Below are 15,925 nucleotides of genomic sequence, written 5' to 3'. Positions count from 1 at the left end.
CGTGGGCCTGCGTGACAAGGTCCTGATCAGCGCCGCCGAGCTCGCTGAGCTGCTGCGGGCCGGTGATCCCGTGACCGTCCTGGACGTCCGCTGGAGCCTGGAGGTTCCCGACGGGCATCCCGCCTACCTGCAGAGTCACATCCCGGGTGCGGTATACGTCTCGCTCGAGGACGAGCTGTCCGACCACGACGTCTCGGACCGCGGTCGGCATCCACTGCCGACCGGCCGCAATCTGGAAGCCGCCGCCCGCCGGTGGGGGGTGCGGCGCACCAAGCCGGTGGTGGTCTACGACGACTGGAACCGCGCCGCATCCGGGCGCCTGTGGTGGCTGCTGACCACCTCCGGCCTGCGCGACGTGCGCATTCTCGACGGGGGCCTGGCGGCTTGGACGGCGGCCGGGGGCGAGCTGGAAACCGGCGACGTCAGTCCCGAACCGGGCAACGTCACCGTGTTGCCCGAAGACCTCTACGACGGCATCCGGCCCACCCTGACCGCCGATGAGGCCGGCTCCGGCGCCGTGGCATTGCTCGACGCCCGCGCCCCCGAGCGGTTCCGCGCCGACAACGAACCGGTCGATGCGGCCGCCGGCCACATCCCCGGCGCCAAGAACCTGCCGTTCACCGCCCTGCTGGCGCCCGACGGAACCTTCCTGCCCGACGATGATCTCGCCCGGCTGCTCTCCGAACGCGGCGTCGGCGCCGACGACACGGTGGGTGCGTACTGCGGTTCGGGAATCAGCGCCACGGTGATCGTGGCGGCACTGGCCGCAGCCGGCCGATCGGCCGCGCTGTTTCCGGGGTCGTGGTCGCAGTGGAGTTCGGACCCGTCCCGCCCGGTTGCCCGCGGCGACGACTGAGAACTCCGATCAGCCCAGATGGAAATCCGCCGGGTCCGGGCTGCCCAGCATGGCGTCCATCGTCGCCCGGTCGAACGGCCACAGGTCAACCGCGCCGCCCTCGGTCAGGTACCACGAGTTGCAGCCGGTGTTCCAGACCGTCGGGCCCATCGCGGTGGCGACGTCGTCGTTGAACCGCGTGGTCGCCTGTTCGGTGACCTCGACGGTGCTCAGCTCCCCTGCCCGGAACTTGTCCAGCCACTGCGCGATGTAGCGCGCGGTCAGCTCCGAGGTGTACTGCAGCGAGATCGAGCCGGTGGGTGAGTTCGGGCCCAGCACGGTGAACAGGTTGGGGAACCCGGGGATCGCGGTCATCCGGTAGGCGCGCGGCCCCTTGGCCCAGGCGTCGTCGATGTCGATCCGCTCCCGGCCGATCAGCCGCATGGGGCGCATGTAGTTGTGGGCGTGGAATCCGGTCGCCAGCACGATGATGTCGGTGTCGCGGTGGGTGCCGTCGGCGGTGCGGATGCCGCGCGGGGTGACTTCGGCGATGGCGTCGGTGATCAGCTCGGCGTTGTCGGCGCGGATCGCCCGGTAGTAGCTCCCGGAGATCACTTGGCGCTTGCACAGCGGCTGGTAGTCGGGTTGCAGTTCGGCACGTAATGCCTTGTCTCGCACCTGCAGTCGCAGGCACGCCCGGGCATAGGACTGCACCACCCGGCGCCGCCACGACTCCCGGGTGGTGACATCGGTCAACAGCGCCGACCCGCCCAACGCCAGCAACCGGTAGAGCGCCCGGTGCATCTTGGGCAACCGCGCCAGCACCGCAGCCGCACCCGGCAGCTGCCGCAGCGCCGTGGGCGCCCACAGGATCCACTGCGCCGACCGCACGTAGTGGTCGATCGACGCGGCGTCGGGCTGCAGTGCGGATACCACCTGCACACCGGTCGACCCGGTACCGATCACCGCGACCCGCTTTCCGGCGGTGTCGAGATCGTCGTCCCAGCGCGCGGTGTGCACCACCGGCCCGGCGAAGTCCGCCAGGCCGGGAATGTCAGGGGTGAACGGGTGGTGCAGCACGCCGGTCGCACAGATCACGAAGTCGGCGGTCAACTCCTCACCGGTGGCGGTGGTGAGGGTCCAATGCCGGTGCTCATCCCACTGCGCGGCGGTCACCTCGGTGTCGAGCCGGATCAGCGGGGCCAGTCCGAGCCGATCGACGACATCGCGGTGGTAGCGCTGGATCGTCGCGCCGGTTGCCCAGGTGTCGCGCCAGTCGGGCTTCGGCGCGAACCCGAACTGGTAGGCCTGCGACGGAACATCGCAGCGCAGTCCCGGATAGTGATTCCAGTACCAGACGCCGCCGACATCGGAACCCTTCTCCAGCACGCTGACGTCGGTGAAACCGCGCTCCCGCAGGACATAGGCGGTGGTGATACCGGCTATGCCCGCGCCGATCACGATCACTCGGGGCTCGCGTGCGGTCATGATGCCGGCTGGTCGGTATCGGCGCGATGAGCCAGGGCCTGCCGGTTCACCCGCTCGATGTAGGCGCTGCGCGCCGTGGTGTCGAGGGAGGTCAGCGCCCGTCGATCGTCGAGCAGTCGCCGGGCCAGATTCTGCAGCCGCTCCGGCACGAACGCCGTCGCCGACCAGGCCGGGGCCAGCCACCGGGGCACCGACCGGCGCGCGGCGCGTGACCCGAGCACGGCAAGGATCGCCGCCGCCACGTCGTCCGGGTCGACCGTGGGCATACCGCGGCCCAGCGGCGCTCCGGAGGTCAACTCGGTGCGCACCGCCGAGGGCAGCACAGCCGACACCGCGACCCCGGTGCCGGCGTACTCGCGCCGCGCGGCCAGCGACGCCCCCACGACAGCGAACTTGCTCGCGTTGTAGGTGACCATGCCGGGCAGCGGAATCATGCCGGCCATCGAGGCGACGTTGACGACGTGACCGTGGCCCCGTCGGGCCATCCCGGGCAGCACGGCCTGCATCCCATTGAGCACGCCGCGAACGTTGACGTCCAGAATCAGATCCCTGACCTGCTCTGTCTCGTCCTGCAGCGCCCCCAGCGGCATCACCCCGGCGTTGTTGACCAGGATGTCCAGCGGGCCCCCGACAGCGGAGTCCCGCTCGATGCCCTCCAGTATCTGCCGCCAGGACGCCACGCTGGTCACGTCCAGCGGGCCGGCACTGACACCGAGCTGGTCAGCGGTACGGCGGCAGGCGTCCTCGTCGACGTCACCGATCCACACCCGCGCGCCGCGGGCGGCGAACAGTGCCGCGGTGGCCGCCCCGATCCCGCGGGCGCCGCCGGTGATCAGTACCCGCAGATCCCGCACCGACGACGTGGGCATGGGCTAGCTGCGCAGCGCCGACACCGCATCGACCAGCAGCTGGCGGGCCCGGTCGGCATCGACCATCGCCAGCGGCTGCCCGCGCACCGGCTGCGGGTTCGCGGTGACCTGCACCAGCGCGGTGCCGAGGTAGGCGGTGAAGGTGTAGGACTCACGGGACTGCTGTTGGCCGTCCTTGCCGGTGATCTCGATCTCCGAGTGCGAACCCGTCGTCTGGGCGCGGTCGATGTGTGGAGCGTCCGTCTCGTCCAGGTAGCCCGTGAGCTTGCCGGCCTGGAACGAGACGTGCTTGCACTTCTCGGCGGCCGCGGCGTCGAACGGCAGGTCCTGGTCGGCTTGCATGGCGATCGCGACGAACTGGTTGCCGTTGCCGACGACCGACACCATCGACATCTTGCCCCGGATGCCCTTGGGCGGCCGACCGCTGCTGGCCGCGTAGTCGGCGCAGTCGGACGGGTCGAAGGTCACCCCGGGCGGCATCTTCTGCGGCCCGAGGATCTTGGGATCGATTTCGTTGGGACCCTTGGTCTGCGTCTTGAAGTCCGAGCCGAACGTCGACTCGACGTTGAACAGCTTGGTGGTATCGAACGGCTTGTGGGATCCCCCGCAACCGGTCAGTGCTTGCGCGCACATGATCAGGGCAACAGAGGAGACAACCAAAGACTTGGGTTCCAGCACCCCTGGAATGTACCCAATGGCTGTCTGCGGCGCTGGGCGGCACACCCCTATTAGAAACCCAGCCGGCCCAGCTGCTTGGGGTCGCGCTGCCAGTTCTTGGCCACCTTGACCCGCAGGTCGAGAAACACTTTGGTGCCCAAGAGTTTTTCGATCTGGGTGCGCGCGGCGGTGCCCACCTCGCGCAGCCGGGCGCCGCCTCGGCCGATCACGATGCCCTTCTGACTGTCCCGTTCGACGTAGAGCAGCGCGTACACCTCGATCAGATCGTCACGGTCCTCGCGCTGGCGCACCTCCTCGATCACCACCGCCAGGGAATGCGGCAGTTCGTCGCGCACTCCTTCCAGGGCGGCTTCGCGGATGAACTCGGCCATCAGGGTCTCTTCGGGCTCGTCGGTCAACTCACCGTCGGGGTAGAAGGCCGGGCCGACCGGCAGCGCCGCGGCCAGCACGTCGATCAGTACGTCGACCTGCTCGCCGCTGACCGCCGAGACGGGGATGATCTCGGCCTCGGGGGCCAGTTCGCCGACGGCGACGAGTTGCGCGGCGATTTTGTCGCGGCTGGTCTTGTCGATCTTGGTGACGACGACGACCAGCTTGGTTTTGGGCGCGACTGTCCGGATCTGCTCGATGATCCAACGGTCCCCCGGGCCGATCGCCTCGTCGGCGGGGATGCACAACCCGATGACGTCGACTTGCGAGTAGGTGTCTTTGACCAACTCGTTGAGCCGCTTGCCCAGCAACGTGCGTGGGCGGTGCAGGCCCGGGGTGTCGACCAGGATGATCTGAAAGTCCTCCCGGTGCACGATGCCGCGAATGGTGTGCCGGGTGGTCTGCGGCCGGTTGGAGGTGATCGCCACCTTCTGGCCGACCAGGGCGTTGGTCAAGGTGGACTTGCCGGTGTTGGGCCGGCCGACGAAACACACAAAGCCCGAATGGAACTCGGTGTCACTGCTCACTTACGGTCTCCTCACCGGCGGGTTGCGCCGGACTGATCAGAACGGTGCTGATCCGCACCCGCCCCCGACTGTCGCGGCTGCCCTCGGCGTGCAGTCGCAGCCCGTGTGAGGTTACCTCGACACCGGGCAATGGAACCCGGCCCAGCTCCAACGCCATCAGGCCGCCGACGGTGTCGACGTCGAGAGCGGAGTCGAACTGCACACCGTACAGCTCGCCCACGTCCTCGATGGGCAGCCGAGCCGAAACCCGAAATACGTTGGCGCCCAAATCCTCCACCGGGGCCACCTCGCCCTGGTCGTACTCGTCGGCGATCTCCCCGACGATCTCCTCCAACACGTCCTCGATGGTGACCAGCCCGGCTATCGCGCCGTACTCATCGACCAGCAGCGCCATGTGGTAGCGGCCGCGCTGCATGTCGTGCAGCAGCGCGTTGAGCGCCTTGGAGTCCGGCATGAACACCGCCGGGCGCATCACCTGCGCGACCGTGGTGTCCCGCCCACCGTTCGTCGAGTAATAAGTTTGTTGGACAAGGTCTTTCAGGTAAACGACACCGAGGATGTCGTCGACGTTCTCGCCCACCACCGGGATGCGGGAGTGGCCGCTGCGCACCGCCAGCGACGTCGCCTGGCCCGCGGATTTGCCGCTTTCGATCCACACCATCTCGGTGCGCGGCACCATCACTTCGCGGGCCGGGGTGTCGGCGAGTTCGAAGACCGACTGGATCATGCGCCGTTCGTCAGCGGCAACCACTCCGCGCTGCTGCGCCAGGTCGACCACCTCGCGCAACTCGACCTCCGAGGAGAACGGCCCGTTACGGAAGCCCCGCCCGGGCGTCAGCGCGTTGCCCAGCACCACCAGCAGCCGGCTGATCGGGGTGAGCAACACCGAAAGCACGTGCAGCGGAAGCGCGGACGCCAACGCGATCGAATAGGCGTTCTGCCGGCCCAGGGTGCGAGGCCCCACGCCGATCACCACGAAGCTGACCACCACCATGACCGCGGCGGCGGCGAACAGTCCCCAGTCCAGGCCGAGCACCGCGTGCAACAGGAACACCAGCAGCGCGGTGGCGGTGATTTCGCAGGTGATGCGCAGCAACACCACCAGGTTGATGTAGCGGGGCCGTTCGGCCATCAGCGTGGCCAGCCACACCGCGCCGGGACGTTTCGCCCGGACCAGTTCATCGACGCGGGCCGGCGAGACGGTGTTCATCGCGGCGTCGATCGCCGCGAACAGTCCACCCAGACCGATCAGCGCGATCACGCTGACTAACAGCGGTGTTCCGGTCACAGTTCGTCGAAGTACCGGGACTTGTCGAGCAGCCGGCGGTCTTTCTCGGTCTGGGTCTCCGCCCGGTAGCTCTCTACCTGGTCGGCGACCCATTCCTCGAGCAGCCGGCGCTGCAGGGCGAACATCTCTTTTTCCTCGTCCGGCTCGGCGTGGTCGTAGCCCAGCAGATGCAGTACGCCGTGCACGGTAAGCAGTGCCAGTTCCTGGCCGAGCGAATGGCCTGCGGCCGCGGCCTGTTCGGCGGCGAACTCCGGGCACAGTGCGATGTCGCCGAGCATCGACGGGCCGGGCTCGGGCGCATCCGGGCGGCCGCCGGGCTCCAGCTCGTCCATCGGGAAGCTCATCACGTCGGTGGGCCCGGGCAGGTCCATCCAGCGCATGTGCAGGTCGGCCATCGCGGCGGTGTCCAGCAGCACCATCGACAGCTCGGCGCCGGGGTTGACGTCCATCTTGGCCAGCACGAACTTGGCGACGCTGACCAGCTCGACCTCGGAGACGTCCAAGCCGGACTCGTTGGAGACCTCGATGCTCACCGGCGCGACCTACCCCCCGACGCGCGCCTGGCCGCCCGGTTCATCGTCAGACCCGGCCCGTTGCTGTCGGCTTCGTGGCGGGAGTAGGCGTCGACGATCTCGGAGACCAGCCGGTGCCGCACGACATCGACGCTGCTCAGCTCGGCGACGCAGATGTCGTCGACGTCGTCGAGGATGTCCACGGCGGCCCGCAGACCCGACCTCGCACCACCGGGCAGATCGATCTGGGTGACATCGCCGGTGACCACCATCTTGGAGCCGAACCCCAATCGGGTCAGAAACATCTTCATCTGCTCGGCGGTGGTGTTCTGCGCCTCGTCGAGGATGATGAAGGCGCTGTTGAGGCTGCGGCCGCGCATGTAGGCCAGCGGCGCCACCTCGATCACCCCGGAGTTCATCAGCTTGGGAATCAGCTCCGGGTCCATCATGTCGTAGAGCGCGTCATAGAGCGGGCGCAGATACGGGTCGATCTTCTCGCTCAGCGTTCCGGGCAGAAACCCAAGGCTCTCACCGGCTTCCACCGCCGGCCGGGTCAAGATGATGCGGGTGACCTGCTTGCTCTGCAGCGCACTGACCGCCTTGGCCATCGCCAGATAGGTCTTTCCGGTGCCGGCCGGACCGATGCCGAACACGATGGTGTGGGCGTCGATCGCGTCGACATAGCGCTTCTGGTTGAGCGTCTTGGGCCGGATCGTCTTACCCCGCCGGGACAGGATGTCCAGGCTCAGCACCTCGGCCGGTGACTCGTTGCCGGCGCCCACCAGCATGCCGACGCTGTGCCGCACGGTTTCCGGGGTCAGGGCCTGGCCGCGGGCCACGATCGCTACCAGTTCGGAGACCACCCGCTCGGCCAGGGCGACATCGGCCGGCTCGCCGGAGAAGGTGACGGCGTTGCCGCGCACATGCAGATCGGCGGCGAGCAGGCGTTCCAGCGCGCGCAGGTTCTCATCGGCGGAACCCAGCAGACCCACGACCAGGTCAGGTGGAATCTCGACGCTGCTGCGAACCTGCGAGGCCGGTCCGGCAGCGGGGGTATCGCGGGGCGTCACGGGGTTTCCGATACCTGCTTTCTTGGTTTTCGCGGGTTAGCCGCGGGTCAGACGATTGCTGCGAGTCTACCGTCGGGCACTGCCAGGCGGTGTCGGACAAGCGCCACGGCAATAACTGGATCGCGACCATATGCGCATTTGCCCGGCTATCAGCGACAAACCGCGTTGTCGCTCAGAGCCGGGCACGTCGCCAGACCCGTCGCCCCGGTGACACCTGTGGTCCCTGCGACGGCAGTGGCGATTGTGGCGGCTGGCGGCGTCATTCGCGGCAGGGTGAGCGGTTCGTTCAAGACGGGAACACCCGCGGCGCTGAAACTGCGGGTATGAGCGAGGACGCCTTCACCCCTGCCCTGGGCCGCCTGGCACCGGCCCGCTTCTTCGACTATGTGGTCGCCATGACGCGCGAGCGGCTATGGCGCGGATTGACCGTCACGCACCTGGCACCGCAGCCCGACGAGGCGATCCTCGACGTGGGCTGCGGCACCGGATCATTGGCGGTGCTCGCGGCCCGGGTGCAGCCACGGGCCCGGATCACCGGCTTGGACCCCGATCCCGAGGTCTTGGCGGTGGCCCGGCACAAGGACCCCGACGCGCAGGTTCGCTGGCTGACCGGGATGGGCGACAACCTGGTGGAGTCGGTGGGCGCGGAGTCGATGGACGCCGTGATGTCCAGCCTGGTGTTGCACCAGTGCCCAATGCCGGTAAAGCGCACCATCTTGGCGTCGATGTTCGCGGTGTTGCGACCGGGCGGCCGGCTGGTGATCGCCGACTACGGGTGGCAGCGAACGCGGCTGATGCGCACCGGGTTTCGGATCGTGCAGCTGGCCGACGGCAAAACCGACACCCAGCCCAATGCCGACGGCGTTCTGCCGGAACTGATGTCGGCCGCCGGCTTCGCTGACGTGCGAGAGGCAGAAGTAGTTCCGACCATCACCGGGTCGATCTCGATCTATATCGCCGCCAAGCGCTGATCGCTCAGGGCGCGCAGTACCAGCGCCGGTGTCAGGCCCATCATCTCCCGCATCTGGCGGGTGAAGTGGGCCTGGTCGGAGAACCCCGCGATGACCGCGGCATCGGCCAGCGCCCTCCCCGACTGCAACGCCTCGACGGCCCGGCGTAGCCGTGACCACACCCGCCAGCGACTCAGCGGCATCCCCAGATCCTGGCGCGCCAGCGCCCGCAGGCGTTGCGGGGAAACACCCACCGCGGCAGCCAGATTCGGCATCGACATGGTGCCGTCGGCCAGCATGGCCAGCGCCGTGACCAGTCGGCCGTCGAGCTCTCGCGACGGGCGCCGGCACGCGTCGGCGACACCTTGCTCGCTGAGCTCACCCAACTCCGGTGCGGCGGCGATTCCGGCCGGGTAGCGCCGGCGCAGCCGGTCGGCGAACAGGCAGTGCGGCTCGATGAAGTAGGTGACCAGCTGCGGTGCGGCCAGGATGCGGTGCGGCGCCATCGGTGACACCACCAGCGCGGCGGCCTGATGGTGGGTTCCGGAGACGTCCACCATCGCCAGTTCGCCTCGCCCGGCGACCACGATCTGAAACGCGCCGTGGCGGTGAATCGGACCGCCGCCCACCGGGCCGCGATACACCGCGTAGCCGTCGCTGATAAGAAGCGACGGCGCGCTGCTACGCACTGCCCCAGCGCGGGGTGAGGACTCCCAGCGCGCCCAGCGCGACCGCGGCCGCGGTCGAGGTGCGCAGCACGGTCGGTCCCAGCCGCGCGGCGACGGCCCCGGCGCCGGTGAGCGCCGTCAGTTCCGCGTCGGTGATGCCGCCCTCCGGGCCGACCACCACCGCCAGCGCCGGAGCAGCGGCAACGTCGGGCAACCCGGCCGCCGCTGCGTCGTGCAGCACCAGCACCGTCGTGCCGCCGGCGACCTGTTCGGCGACCCACGCCACCAGCGCGGCGGTCCCCCAGACGCCGTCCACCGGGGGCACCCAGGCCCGGCGGGATTGTCCGGCCGCCGCGCGGGCCACCGCCCGCCAGCGCCGCAGGCCCTTGTCGGCCCGCGCGCCGTCCCAGCGGGCCACGCAGCGCTCGGCCTGCCAGGCCACGAACGCGTCGGCGCCGGCCTCGGTGGCCAGCTCCACCGCCAGCTCGGAACGTTCGGATTTCGGGAGGGCCTGCACCACGGTGACCGGCGGCGCGGGCGCCTCGACCGTCCGGCGCTGCAGCACCCGGACCCGCAACCCGCCGCGATCGGCCTCCTCGACCCGGCATTCGGCGACCGCACCGGCGCCGTCACTCAGCGTCAGCTCTTCCCCGGGCCGGATCCGGCGCACCGTGGCGGCGTGAAAGCCGGCGTCGCCGCCGACGTCGGCCGGCTCACCCACCTCGGGCAGCGCCTCGACGTAGAACAGGCCGCCCAAGACTCAGCGGCCGCTGAAGGTTTCGCGCAACCGGCTGAACAGCCCGCCGCTGTGCGGGGCGTTCGCCGAGCGGACCTCGGCGGTCTCGCGTTCCCGGTGCTGCTTGAACGAGCGCAGCAACTCGACGTCGTGGTGGTCCAGACGCTCGGGCACCACGACCTCGATGTGGGCGTGCAGGTCGCCGCGCGCCCCGGACCGCAGTTGCGGCATGCCGTGGCCGCGCAGCCCGATGACGGCCCCCGGCTGGGTGCCGGCCGGGATGGTGATGTCGGTGGGGCCGTCGAGGATCGCGTCCACCGCCACGGTGGTGCCCAGCGCCGCGTCGACCATCGGCACCGAGATGTGGCAGTGCAGGTCGTCGCCATCGCGGGCGAAGATCTCGTGCGGCTGTTCGTGCACCTCGACATAGAGGTCACCGGCCGGGCCGCCGCCGGGCCCGACCTCGCCCTGGGCGGCCAGCCGGACCCGCATGCCGTCGCCGACGCCGGCGGGGATCTTCACGCTGATATCGCGGCGGGCCCGCACCCGGCCGTCGCCACCGCACTGGTGACACGGATCCGGGATCACCTCGCCGACGCCGCGGCAGGTCGGGCACGGCCGCGACGTCATCACCTGGCCGAGCAGCGAGCGCTGCACGCTCTGCACCTCGCCGCGGCCGTGGCAGGTGTCGCAGGCCATCGGGCGGGAATCGCCGTGGGTGCCGCGGCCCTGACAGCGATCACAGAGCACCGCGGTGTCGACCGTGACCTGCTTGGTCACCCCGGTCGCACATTCGGTCAGGTCCAGGCGCATCCGCAGCAGCGAGTCCGACCCCGGCCGGACTCGTCCGACCGGCCCGCGCGAGGTGGCGCCGCCACCGAAGAAGGCTTCGAAGACGTCCCCGAGGCCACCGAAGCCGCCGCCGAACCCGCCGAAGCCGTTACCGGCGCCACCGCCGTTCTCCAGCGGGTCGCCGCCGAGGTCGACGATGCGGCGCTTCTCCGGGTCGGACAGCACCTCGTAGGCGGCGCTGATCTCCTTGAACTTGTGCTGCGCCGCCTCGTCGGGATTGACGTCGGGATGGTATTTGCGAGCCAGCTTGCGGTATGCGCGCTTGAGCTCCGTGTCGCTGACGTCCTTATCGACGCCGAGCAGTCCGTAATAATCGCGTGCCACGCCTGACCTTTCCCAACTTCTGCCGACCGGAGATTATCGGGTTCCGAGCACTTCACCGATGTACATTGCAACTGCAGCGACACTGGCGATAGTTCCCGGATAGTCCATCCGGGTCGGGCCCAGCACCCCCATACCGCCGAACACGGTGCCCTGGGAACCGTAAGCGGTGGACACCACCGACGCCCCGGCCATCTCCTGCGCCTCGGTCTCGTGACCGATGCGCACCGTGACTTTACCGGCTTCCTGCTGCACTGCCAGCAGCCGCAGCACCACGACCTGCTCTTCGAGCACCTCCAGCACGGAGCGCAGCGAGTCGCCGAAGTCGGCGGCGTTGCGGGTCAGGTTGGCGGTGCCGCCCAGCAGCAGCCGCTCCTCGCGGTGCTCGACCAAGGATTCCAGCAGCACCGTCGCCGACCGCCCGACCGCGTTGGCCAGGCCCGGAGAAAGGCCGCTGCGTCCATCGAGGTGCCCGGCGAGCTCGGCCACAGCGGTGGAGGCCGCCGAGATCCGCTTGCCCTCCAAGGCGGCCCCGAGCAGCTCGCGCAGCTGGGCAAGCTGGTGTTCGTCGATGGTGTCCCCGAGTTCGACGAGGCGCTGGTCGACCCGGCCGGAGTCGGTGATGACGACCAGCAGCAACCGCGCCGGGGTGAGTGCAATCACCTCGAGGTGGCGCACCGTGGACACCGACAGGGTGGGGTACTGCACCACCGCCACCTGGCGGGTCAGCTGGGCCAGGGTGCGCACCGCGCGGCGCAGCACGTCGTCGAGGTCGACCCCGGAGTCCAGGAACGACAGGATCGCCCGGCGCTCCGCGGCCGACAGCGGTTTCACTTCGTCGATGCGGTCGACGAATTCCCGGTAGCCCTTCTCGGTGGGCACCCGTCCGGAGCTGGTATGCGGCTGGGCGATGTAGCCTTCGGCCTCCAGTACGGCCATGTCGTTGCGCACGGTGGCCGGCGACACCCCGAGGTTGTGCCGCTCGACCAGGGCTTTGGACCCGATCGGTTCCTTGGTCGCGACGAAGTCGGCGACGATGGCGCGCAGCACCTCGAAGCGACGATCATCAGCCACACTCATAGGCACTAGATTACGTTCTGGGTTATTTCCTGGCGCGAACGTGCGTGTTTGCACGCTGACACGCCGCGATTTCTGTACATCTCCGCACGCTGGCCAAGAAGAGAGGATCGGCATGTCCGACTTTCCCTACACCGACCGCTTCACCGTCAACCGCGTGTTACCGGAGCAGGGCCGGCCGCGCGAGGAGGTGCTGGCCGAGTTGCGGGAGATGGCACGGGCCGAAGATCCCACCTGGGAGACCGGCAAGGTGTCCGGGACCATGTACTGCGGGGACCATGAGCATTACCGCTTCCTGGACGAGGCGTTCGGGCTGTTCGCCCATGTGAACGTGTTGCAGCGCGACATCTGCCCGTCGGCGACCAAGTTCGAGGGCGAGATCATCGCGATGGCCCTGGACCTGATGCACGCCGAGGCCGTCACCGACACCGAACCGGTGGGGATGGTCACCACCGGCGGCACCGGCAGCATCATCCATGCCCTGCTGGCCTACCGCGAGCATGCCGCGGGACACCGGGGCATCGCTCGACCCAATTTCATCAAGCCCGAGACCGGCCACCCGGCGTTCGACAAGGGCTGTCACCTGTTCGGCATCGAGATGCGCACAGCGCCGATCGACCCGCAGACCACCGAAGTCGACGTCGACTGGGTGGCCGACAACATCGACGAGAACACCATCGCCATCATGGGCTCGGCCTGTAACTACGGCTATGGCACCGTCGACCCGATCCCGGCGCTGGGCGAGCTGGCCTTGTCGCGCGGGGTGGGGTTGCACGTCGACGGCTGCCTGGGCGGGTTCGTGCTGCCCTTCGCCCAGGAGCTGGGTTATGACGTCCCGCTGTTCGATTTCCGGGTGCCCGGGGTCACCAGCATTTCGGCGGACAACCACAAGTACGGCTATGCGTTGAAGGGCGCCTCCACCCTGCTGTTCCGCGACAAGACCTACCGCAACGCCCAGTACTTCTATCTGCCGGAATGGAGCGGCGGGAAATACCATTCGCCGGGCATCGAGGGCTCGCGCTCGGGTGGTCTGATCGCGGCGGCGTGGGCCTCGATGGTGCAGCTGGGCCGGGAGGGCTACCGGTCGTATGCCAAGGCCATCTTGGAGACCGCGTTCACCATGCAGGACGCGGTGCGCAGCCACCCGGAGCTGACGATCATGGGTTCGCCGACGTTCTGCTTCGCCTTCCGCTCCGACGAGTTCGACATCTACCACGTCGCCGACGCCATGAAGCCCAACGGCTGGCGGTTCAACGGCCAGCAGTACCCCAACGCCATCCATATGGCGGTGACCCGGCCGCAGACCCAGCCCGGCGTGGCCGAGGCCTTCGCCGCCGACCTGGCCGACGCGGTGGAGTACGCCAAGAAGCAGACCGCCGCCGGCGAGGCGCCGATCAGCGCCGCGATCTACGGCGGCGTGCCCGGCGGAATGACCGATGAAGCAGCCCAATTCATCGAGGGCTTCATGGAGCAGATGCTCGACACCCAGCAGTCACTGCCGCCTCTGTGACCGGAGCCGAGCGCCGGCGGAGTGATGAGGAGGAGCGGCGCCCTATGACCCGCGCTGACCGCGTCGTCCTGGCCGTCGACCTGGGCACCGGCGGCCCCAAAGTCGGCTTCGTCGCCCTGGACGGCACCTTGCTGTGGTCCGACCTCGTCGCGGTGCCGACTTCCTACGGGCCGGGCGGGGCGGCAACCCAGGATGCCGGTCTGTGGTGGGCGATCGTCCGCGACGCCACCCGCCGCGGACTCGCCGAAAGCGGGGTGTGCGGCGATCAGGTGACCGGGGTGTCGATCACCGGGCAGTGGGCCAGCACGGTCGCGGTCGACGCCGACGGCCATCCGGTGGGCCCGTGCGTGATGTGGATGGACACCCGTGGAGCGCCCCACAGCCGCAAGGCATTCGGTGGGCGCCTGGCCGGCTACCGGCCACGGGCGCTGCTGCACTGGCTGCGGCGCAATGGCGGCATCCCGAGCCCGAGCGGCGACGACCCGGTCGGACACATGCTGCATCTGGCGCACGGCGATCCGGCGGTGTTCGGTAGGGCCCGTTGGCTTCTGGAGCCGGTGGACTACCTGAGCATGTGTTTCACCGGGCGCGCCGCGGCATCGCGCGCCTCGATGATGGGGGCCTGGCTCACCGACAACCGCCGGTTGGGTGTGCTCGACTACGACGACGTGCTGGTGCGGCTGTCCGGCGTCGACCGGTTCCGGCTGCCCCCGCTGGTTCCGACCGGTTCGATCATCTCGCCGGTAGCTCCGGCGGTCGCCGCGGAGCTGGGTATTTCGCCTGCGGCACAAGTGGTTACCGGAACTCCCGACCTGCACAGCGCGGCGGTGGGTTCCGGCGCGGTGCGCCTCGGCGAGTTGCACATGACCATCAGCACCACCTCATGGATCAGCTGCCCGGTGGCGGTCAAGAAGACCGATGCGCTGCACCAGCTCGCGACGGTGCCCGGCCTCGACCCGTCGAGCTACCTGCTGGTCAACAATCAAGACACCGCCGGCCGGGCGTTGCAATGGTTGCGCGACAACATTTTCGGCGATCTGGATTACGACGCGCTGACCGCTTTGGCCGCCGGCGCACCGGCCGGTTCGAACGGGGTCATCTTCACCCCGTGGCTCAAAGGCGAACACTCCCCCATCGACGACCGCAACGCCCGAGGCGGCTTCCATAACCTGTCGCTGGACACCACCCGCGCCGATCTGGTGCGCGCGGTGCTCGAAGGGGTGGCCTACAACAGCCGCTGGCTGCTCGACTGCGTAAACCGATTCACCAGCAGTAACGGGCCGATCCGGATCGTCGGCGGCGGCGCCCGCTCAGATCTGTGGTGCCAGATCATCGCCGACGTGAGCGGGCGCACCTGCGAACGGGTCGCCGACCCGCTCAACGCCCAATTGCGCGGCGCCGCACTGTTCGCCGGCATCGGGATGGGCGAACTAGACCGCGACGAGTTGCGCGATCTGATCCCGCTCGACGGCGTCTTCGAGCCGGCCGCGGCGAACCGGGCGGTCTATGACCGGCTCTTCGCCGAGTTCCCCAGGCTCTACAAGACGCAGAAAGGCATGTTCGCGCGGCTCAACCGTCGTTGATCCTGCCCGACTCAGTGTGGCAGCCGGCCGACGACCTCTTCCATCAGCTCATCGGCGCCGTTCTGGGACAGCATCCAGCCGTTCTCGTTGGTGAAGGTCACCGGCTTGATGATCGGAGCCGGCAGCGTGGGCCCGGTCGCGGTGACGTCGGCGGTGACGGTGTCGGGCCCGGTGGAGGCGATGTCGGACGCGGTGAACGTCAGCGGAAGCCCACCGTGGTGTCCCAATCGGCGCAGCTGATGGTCCAGCACGTCGGCTTGGTGCCGCTGTAGGCCACCGGCCACCAATCCACTTTTCACCTCATCGGAAACACGCGGATCGACCAGATCGTCCAGAATTCCGGTGAGCTGCTCGGCGCTCGGCAAGCCAGCTGCCGGCGGCGGCTCCTGCGGATGCGGCGCGTGAAACACCGTCAGCGGTGGCTGACTCGGCGTTTCAGCGATTGCGGTGCCAGGTGCGGCGATCGCAGCCACTGCGCCCAGACCGATGATGAGCAGCTTCACGGACATAACGACGCCTTTCGGGTTGTCGT

Annotated in this window: 16 protein-coding genes; 4 read left to right on the top strand and 12 right to left on the bottom strand. The window is 68.9% G+C overall.

From position 1 onward, the window contains the following. The first annotated feature begins 1 nt into the window (after nt 1). Nucleotides 2-856 (top strand): sulfurtransferase, encoded by an 855-nt coding sequence (locus tag AC5Y31_RS04770; RefSeq protein ID WP_499978466.1) that lies wholly within the window; start codon nt 2-4, stop codon nt 854-856. 9 nt (nt 857-865) lie between these two features. On the opposite strand, the gene AC5Y31_RS04765 is transcribed toward AC5Y31_RS04770, so the two are convergent. From AC5Y31_RS04765 to AC5Y31_RS04735, 7 genes are read right to left on the bottom strand one after another with little or no spacing between them, the layout of a single operon-like run. After that, a complete protein-coding gene (locus AC5Y31_RS04765) occupies nt 866-2,323 on the bottom strand; it encodes a flavin-containing monooxygenase (RefSeq protein ID WP_499978465.1) in 1,458 nt (485 codons plus the stop codon). Further along, entirely contained in the window at nt 2,320-3,192 is an 873-nt protein-coding gene (locus AC5Y31_RS04760) for an SDR family oxidoreductase (protein ID WP_499978463.1), read from the bottom strand. The genes AC5Y31_RS04765 and AC5Y31_RS04760 overlap by 4 nt, the downstream gene beginning before the upstream one ends. 3 nt (nt 3,193-3,195) lie before the next feature. Next, entirely contained in the window at nt 3,196-3,870 is a 675-nt protein-coding gene (locus AC5Y31_RS04755; protein ID WP_165607311.1) for a DUF5642 family protein, read from the bottom strand. 50 nt (nt 3,871-3,920) lie between these two features. Then, nucleotides 3,921-4,826, bottom strand: a complete 906-nt coding sequence (era, locus tag AC5Y31_RS04750) for a GTPase Era (RefSeq protein WP_499978461.1) — start codon at nt 4,824-4,826, stop codon at nt 3,921-3,923. Continuing rightward, on the bottom strand, nt 4,816-6,114 hold the full coding sequence (locus tag AC5Y31_RS04745; RefSeq protein ID WP_065024057.1) for a hemolysin family protein: 1,299 nt from the start codon (nt 6,112-6,114) through the stop codon (nt 4,816-4,818). Before AC5Y31_RS04745 ends, era begins: the two co-directional genes overlap by 11 nt. Next, a complete protein-coding gene (gene ybeY, locus AC5Y31_RS04740) occupies nt 6,111-6,647 on the bottom strand; it encodes an rRNA maturation RNase YbeY (protein ID WP_301636689.1) in 537 nt (178 codons plus the stop codon). The genes AC5Y31_RS04745 and ybeY overlap by 4 nt, the downstream gene beginning before the upstream one ends. Then, nucleotides 6,644-7,696 carry a PhoH family protein gene (locus AC5Y31_RS04735; RefSeq protein WP_499978457.1) on the bottom strand — a complete coding sequence of 351 codons (1,053 nt, stop codon included), beginning with the start codon at nt 7,694-7,696 and terminating at the stop codon, nt 6,644-6,646. Before AC5Y31_RS04735 ends, ybeY begins: the two co-directional genes overlap by 4 nt. Nucleotides 7,697-8,019: 323 nt before the next feature. On the opposite strand from AC5Y31_RS04735, the gene AC5Y31_RS04730 reads away from it, so the two are divergent. Further along, nucleotides 8,020-8,667: a class I SAM-dependent methyltransferase gene (locus AC5Y31_RS04730; RefSeq protein WP_499978454.1), complete on the top strand. Its 648-nt coding sequence runs from the start codon at nt 8,020-8,022 to the stop codon at nt 8,665-8,667. Here AC5Y31_RS04730 and AC5Y31_RS04725 read toward each other — a convergent pair. The 4 genes from AC5Y31_RS04725 to hrcA are packed head-to-tail and all read right to left on the bottom strand — an operon-like array spanning nt 8,646 to nt 12,303. Next, on the bottom strand, nt 8,646-9,335 hold the full coding sequence (locus tag AC5Y31_RS04725) for a helix-turn-helix domain-containing protein (RefSeq protein WP_499978452.1): 690 nt from the start codon (nt 9,333-9,335) through the stop codon (nt 8,646-8,648). The two genes, AC5Y31_RS04730 and AC5Y31_RS04725, sit on opposite strands and share 22 nt — an antisense overlap. Further along, nucleotides 9,328-10,071 carry a 16S rRNA (uracil(1498)-N(3))-methyltransferase gene (locus AC5Y31_RS04720; protein WP_499978450.1) on the bottom strand — a complete coding sequence of 248 codons (744 nt, stop codon included), beginning with the start codon at nt 10,069-10,071 and terminating at the stop codon, nt 9,328-9,330. Before AC5Y31_RS04720 ends, AC5Y31_RS04725 begins: the two co-directional genes overlap by 8 nt. 3 nt (nt 10,072-10,074) lie before the next feature. Further along, complete coding sequence (dnaJ, locus tag AC5Y31_RS04715) at nt 10,075-11,226, bottom strand: molecular chaperone DnaJ (protein WP_065024051.1); 1,152 nt, start codon at nt 11,224-11,226, stop codon at nt 10,075-10,077. Nucleotides 11,227-11,259: 33 nt separating this feature from the next. After that, entirely contained in the window at nt 11,260-12,303 is a 1,044-nt protein-coding gene (gene hrcA / locus AC5Y31_RS04710; RefSeq protein WP_499978446.1) for a heat-inducible transcriptional repressor HrcA, read from the bottom strand. A 112-nt stretch (nt 12,304-12,415) separates the two neighbouring features. Here hrcA and AC5Y31_RS04705 point away from each other — a divergent pair, with 112 nt between their 5' ends. Next, on the top strand, nt 12,416-13,810 hold the full coding sequence (locus AC5Y31_RS04705) for a pyridoxal phosphate-dependent decarboxylase family protein (protein WP_499978444.1): 1,395 nt from the start codon (nt 12,416-12,418) through the stop codon (nt 13,808-13,810). A gap of 44 nt (nt 13,811-13,854) precedes the next feature. Next, on the top strand, nt 13,855-15,393 hold the full coding sequence (locus AC5Y31_RS04700; protein WP_499978442.1) for a xylulokinase: 1,539 nt from the start codon (nt 13,855-13,857) through the stop codon (nt 15,391-15,393). An 11-nt stretch (nt 15,394-15,404) separates the two neighbouring features. Here the strand turns inward: AC5Y31_RS04700 and AC5Y31_RS04695 are convergent, their stop codons facing one another. Beyond that, complete coding sequence (locus AC5Y31_RS04695) at nt 15,405-15,902, bottom strand: MTB12 family secreted protein (protein WP_499978439.1); 498 nt, start codon at nt 15,900-15,902, stop codon at nt 15,405-15,407. Between the last annotated feature and the right edge of the window lie 23 nt (nt 15,903-15,925).

The sequence above is a fragment of the Mycobacterium sp. NGS18 genome (assembly GCF_059813185.1).
This window is presented reverse-complemented; position numbering and strand designations above follow the sequence as displayed.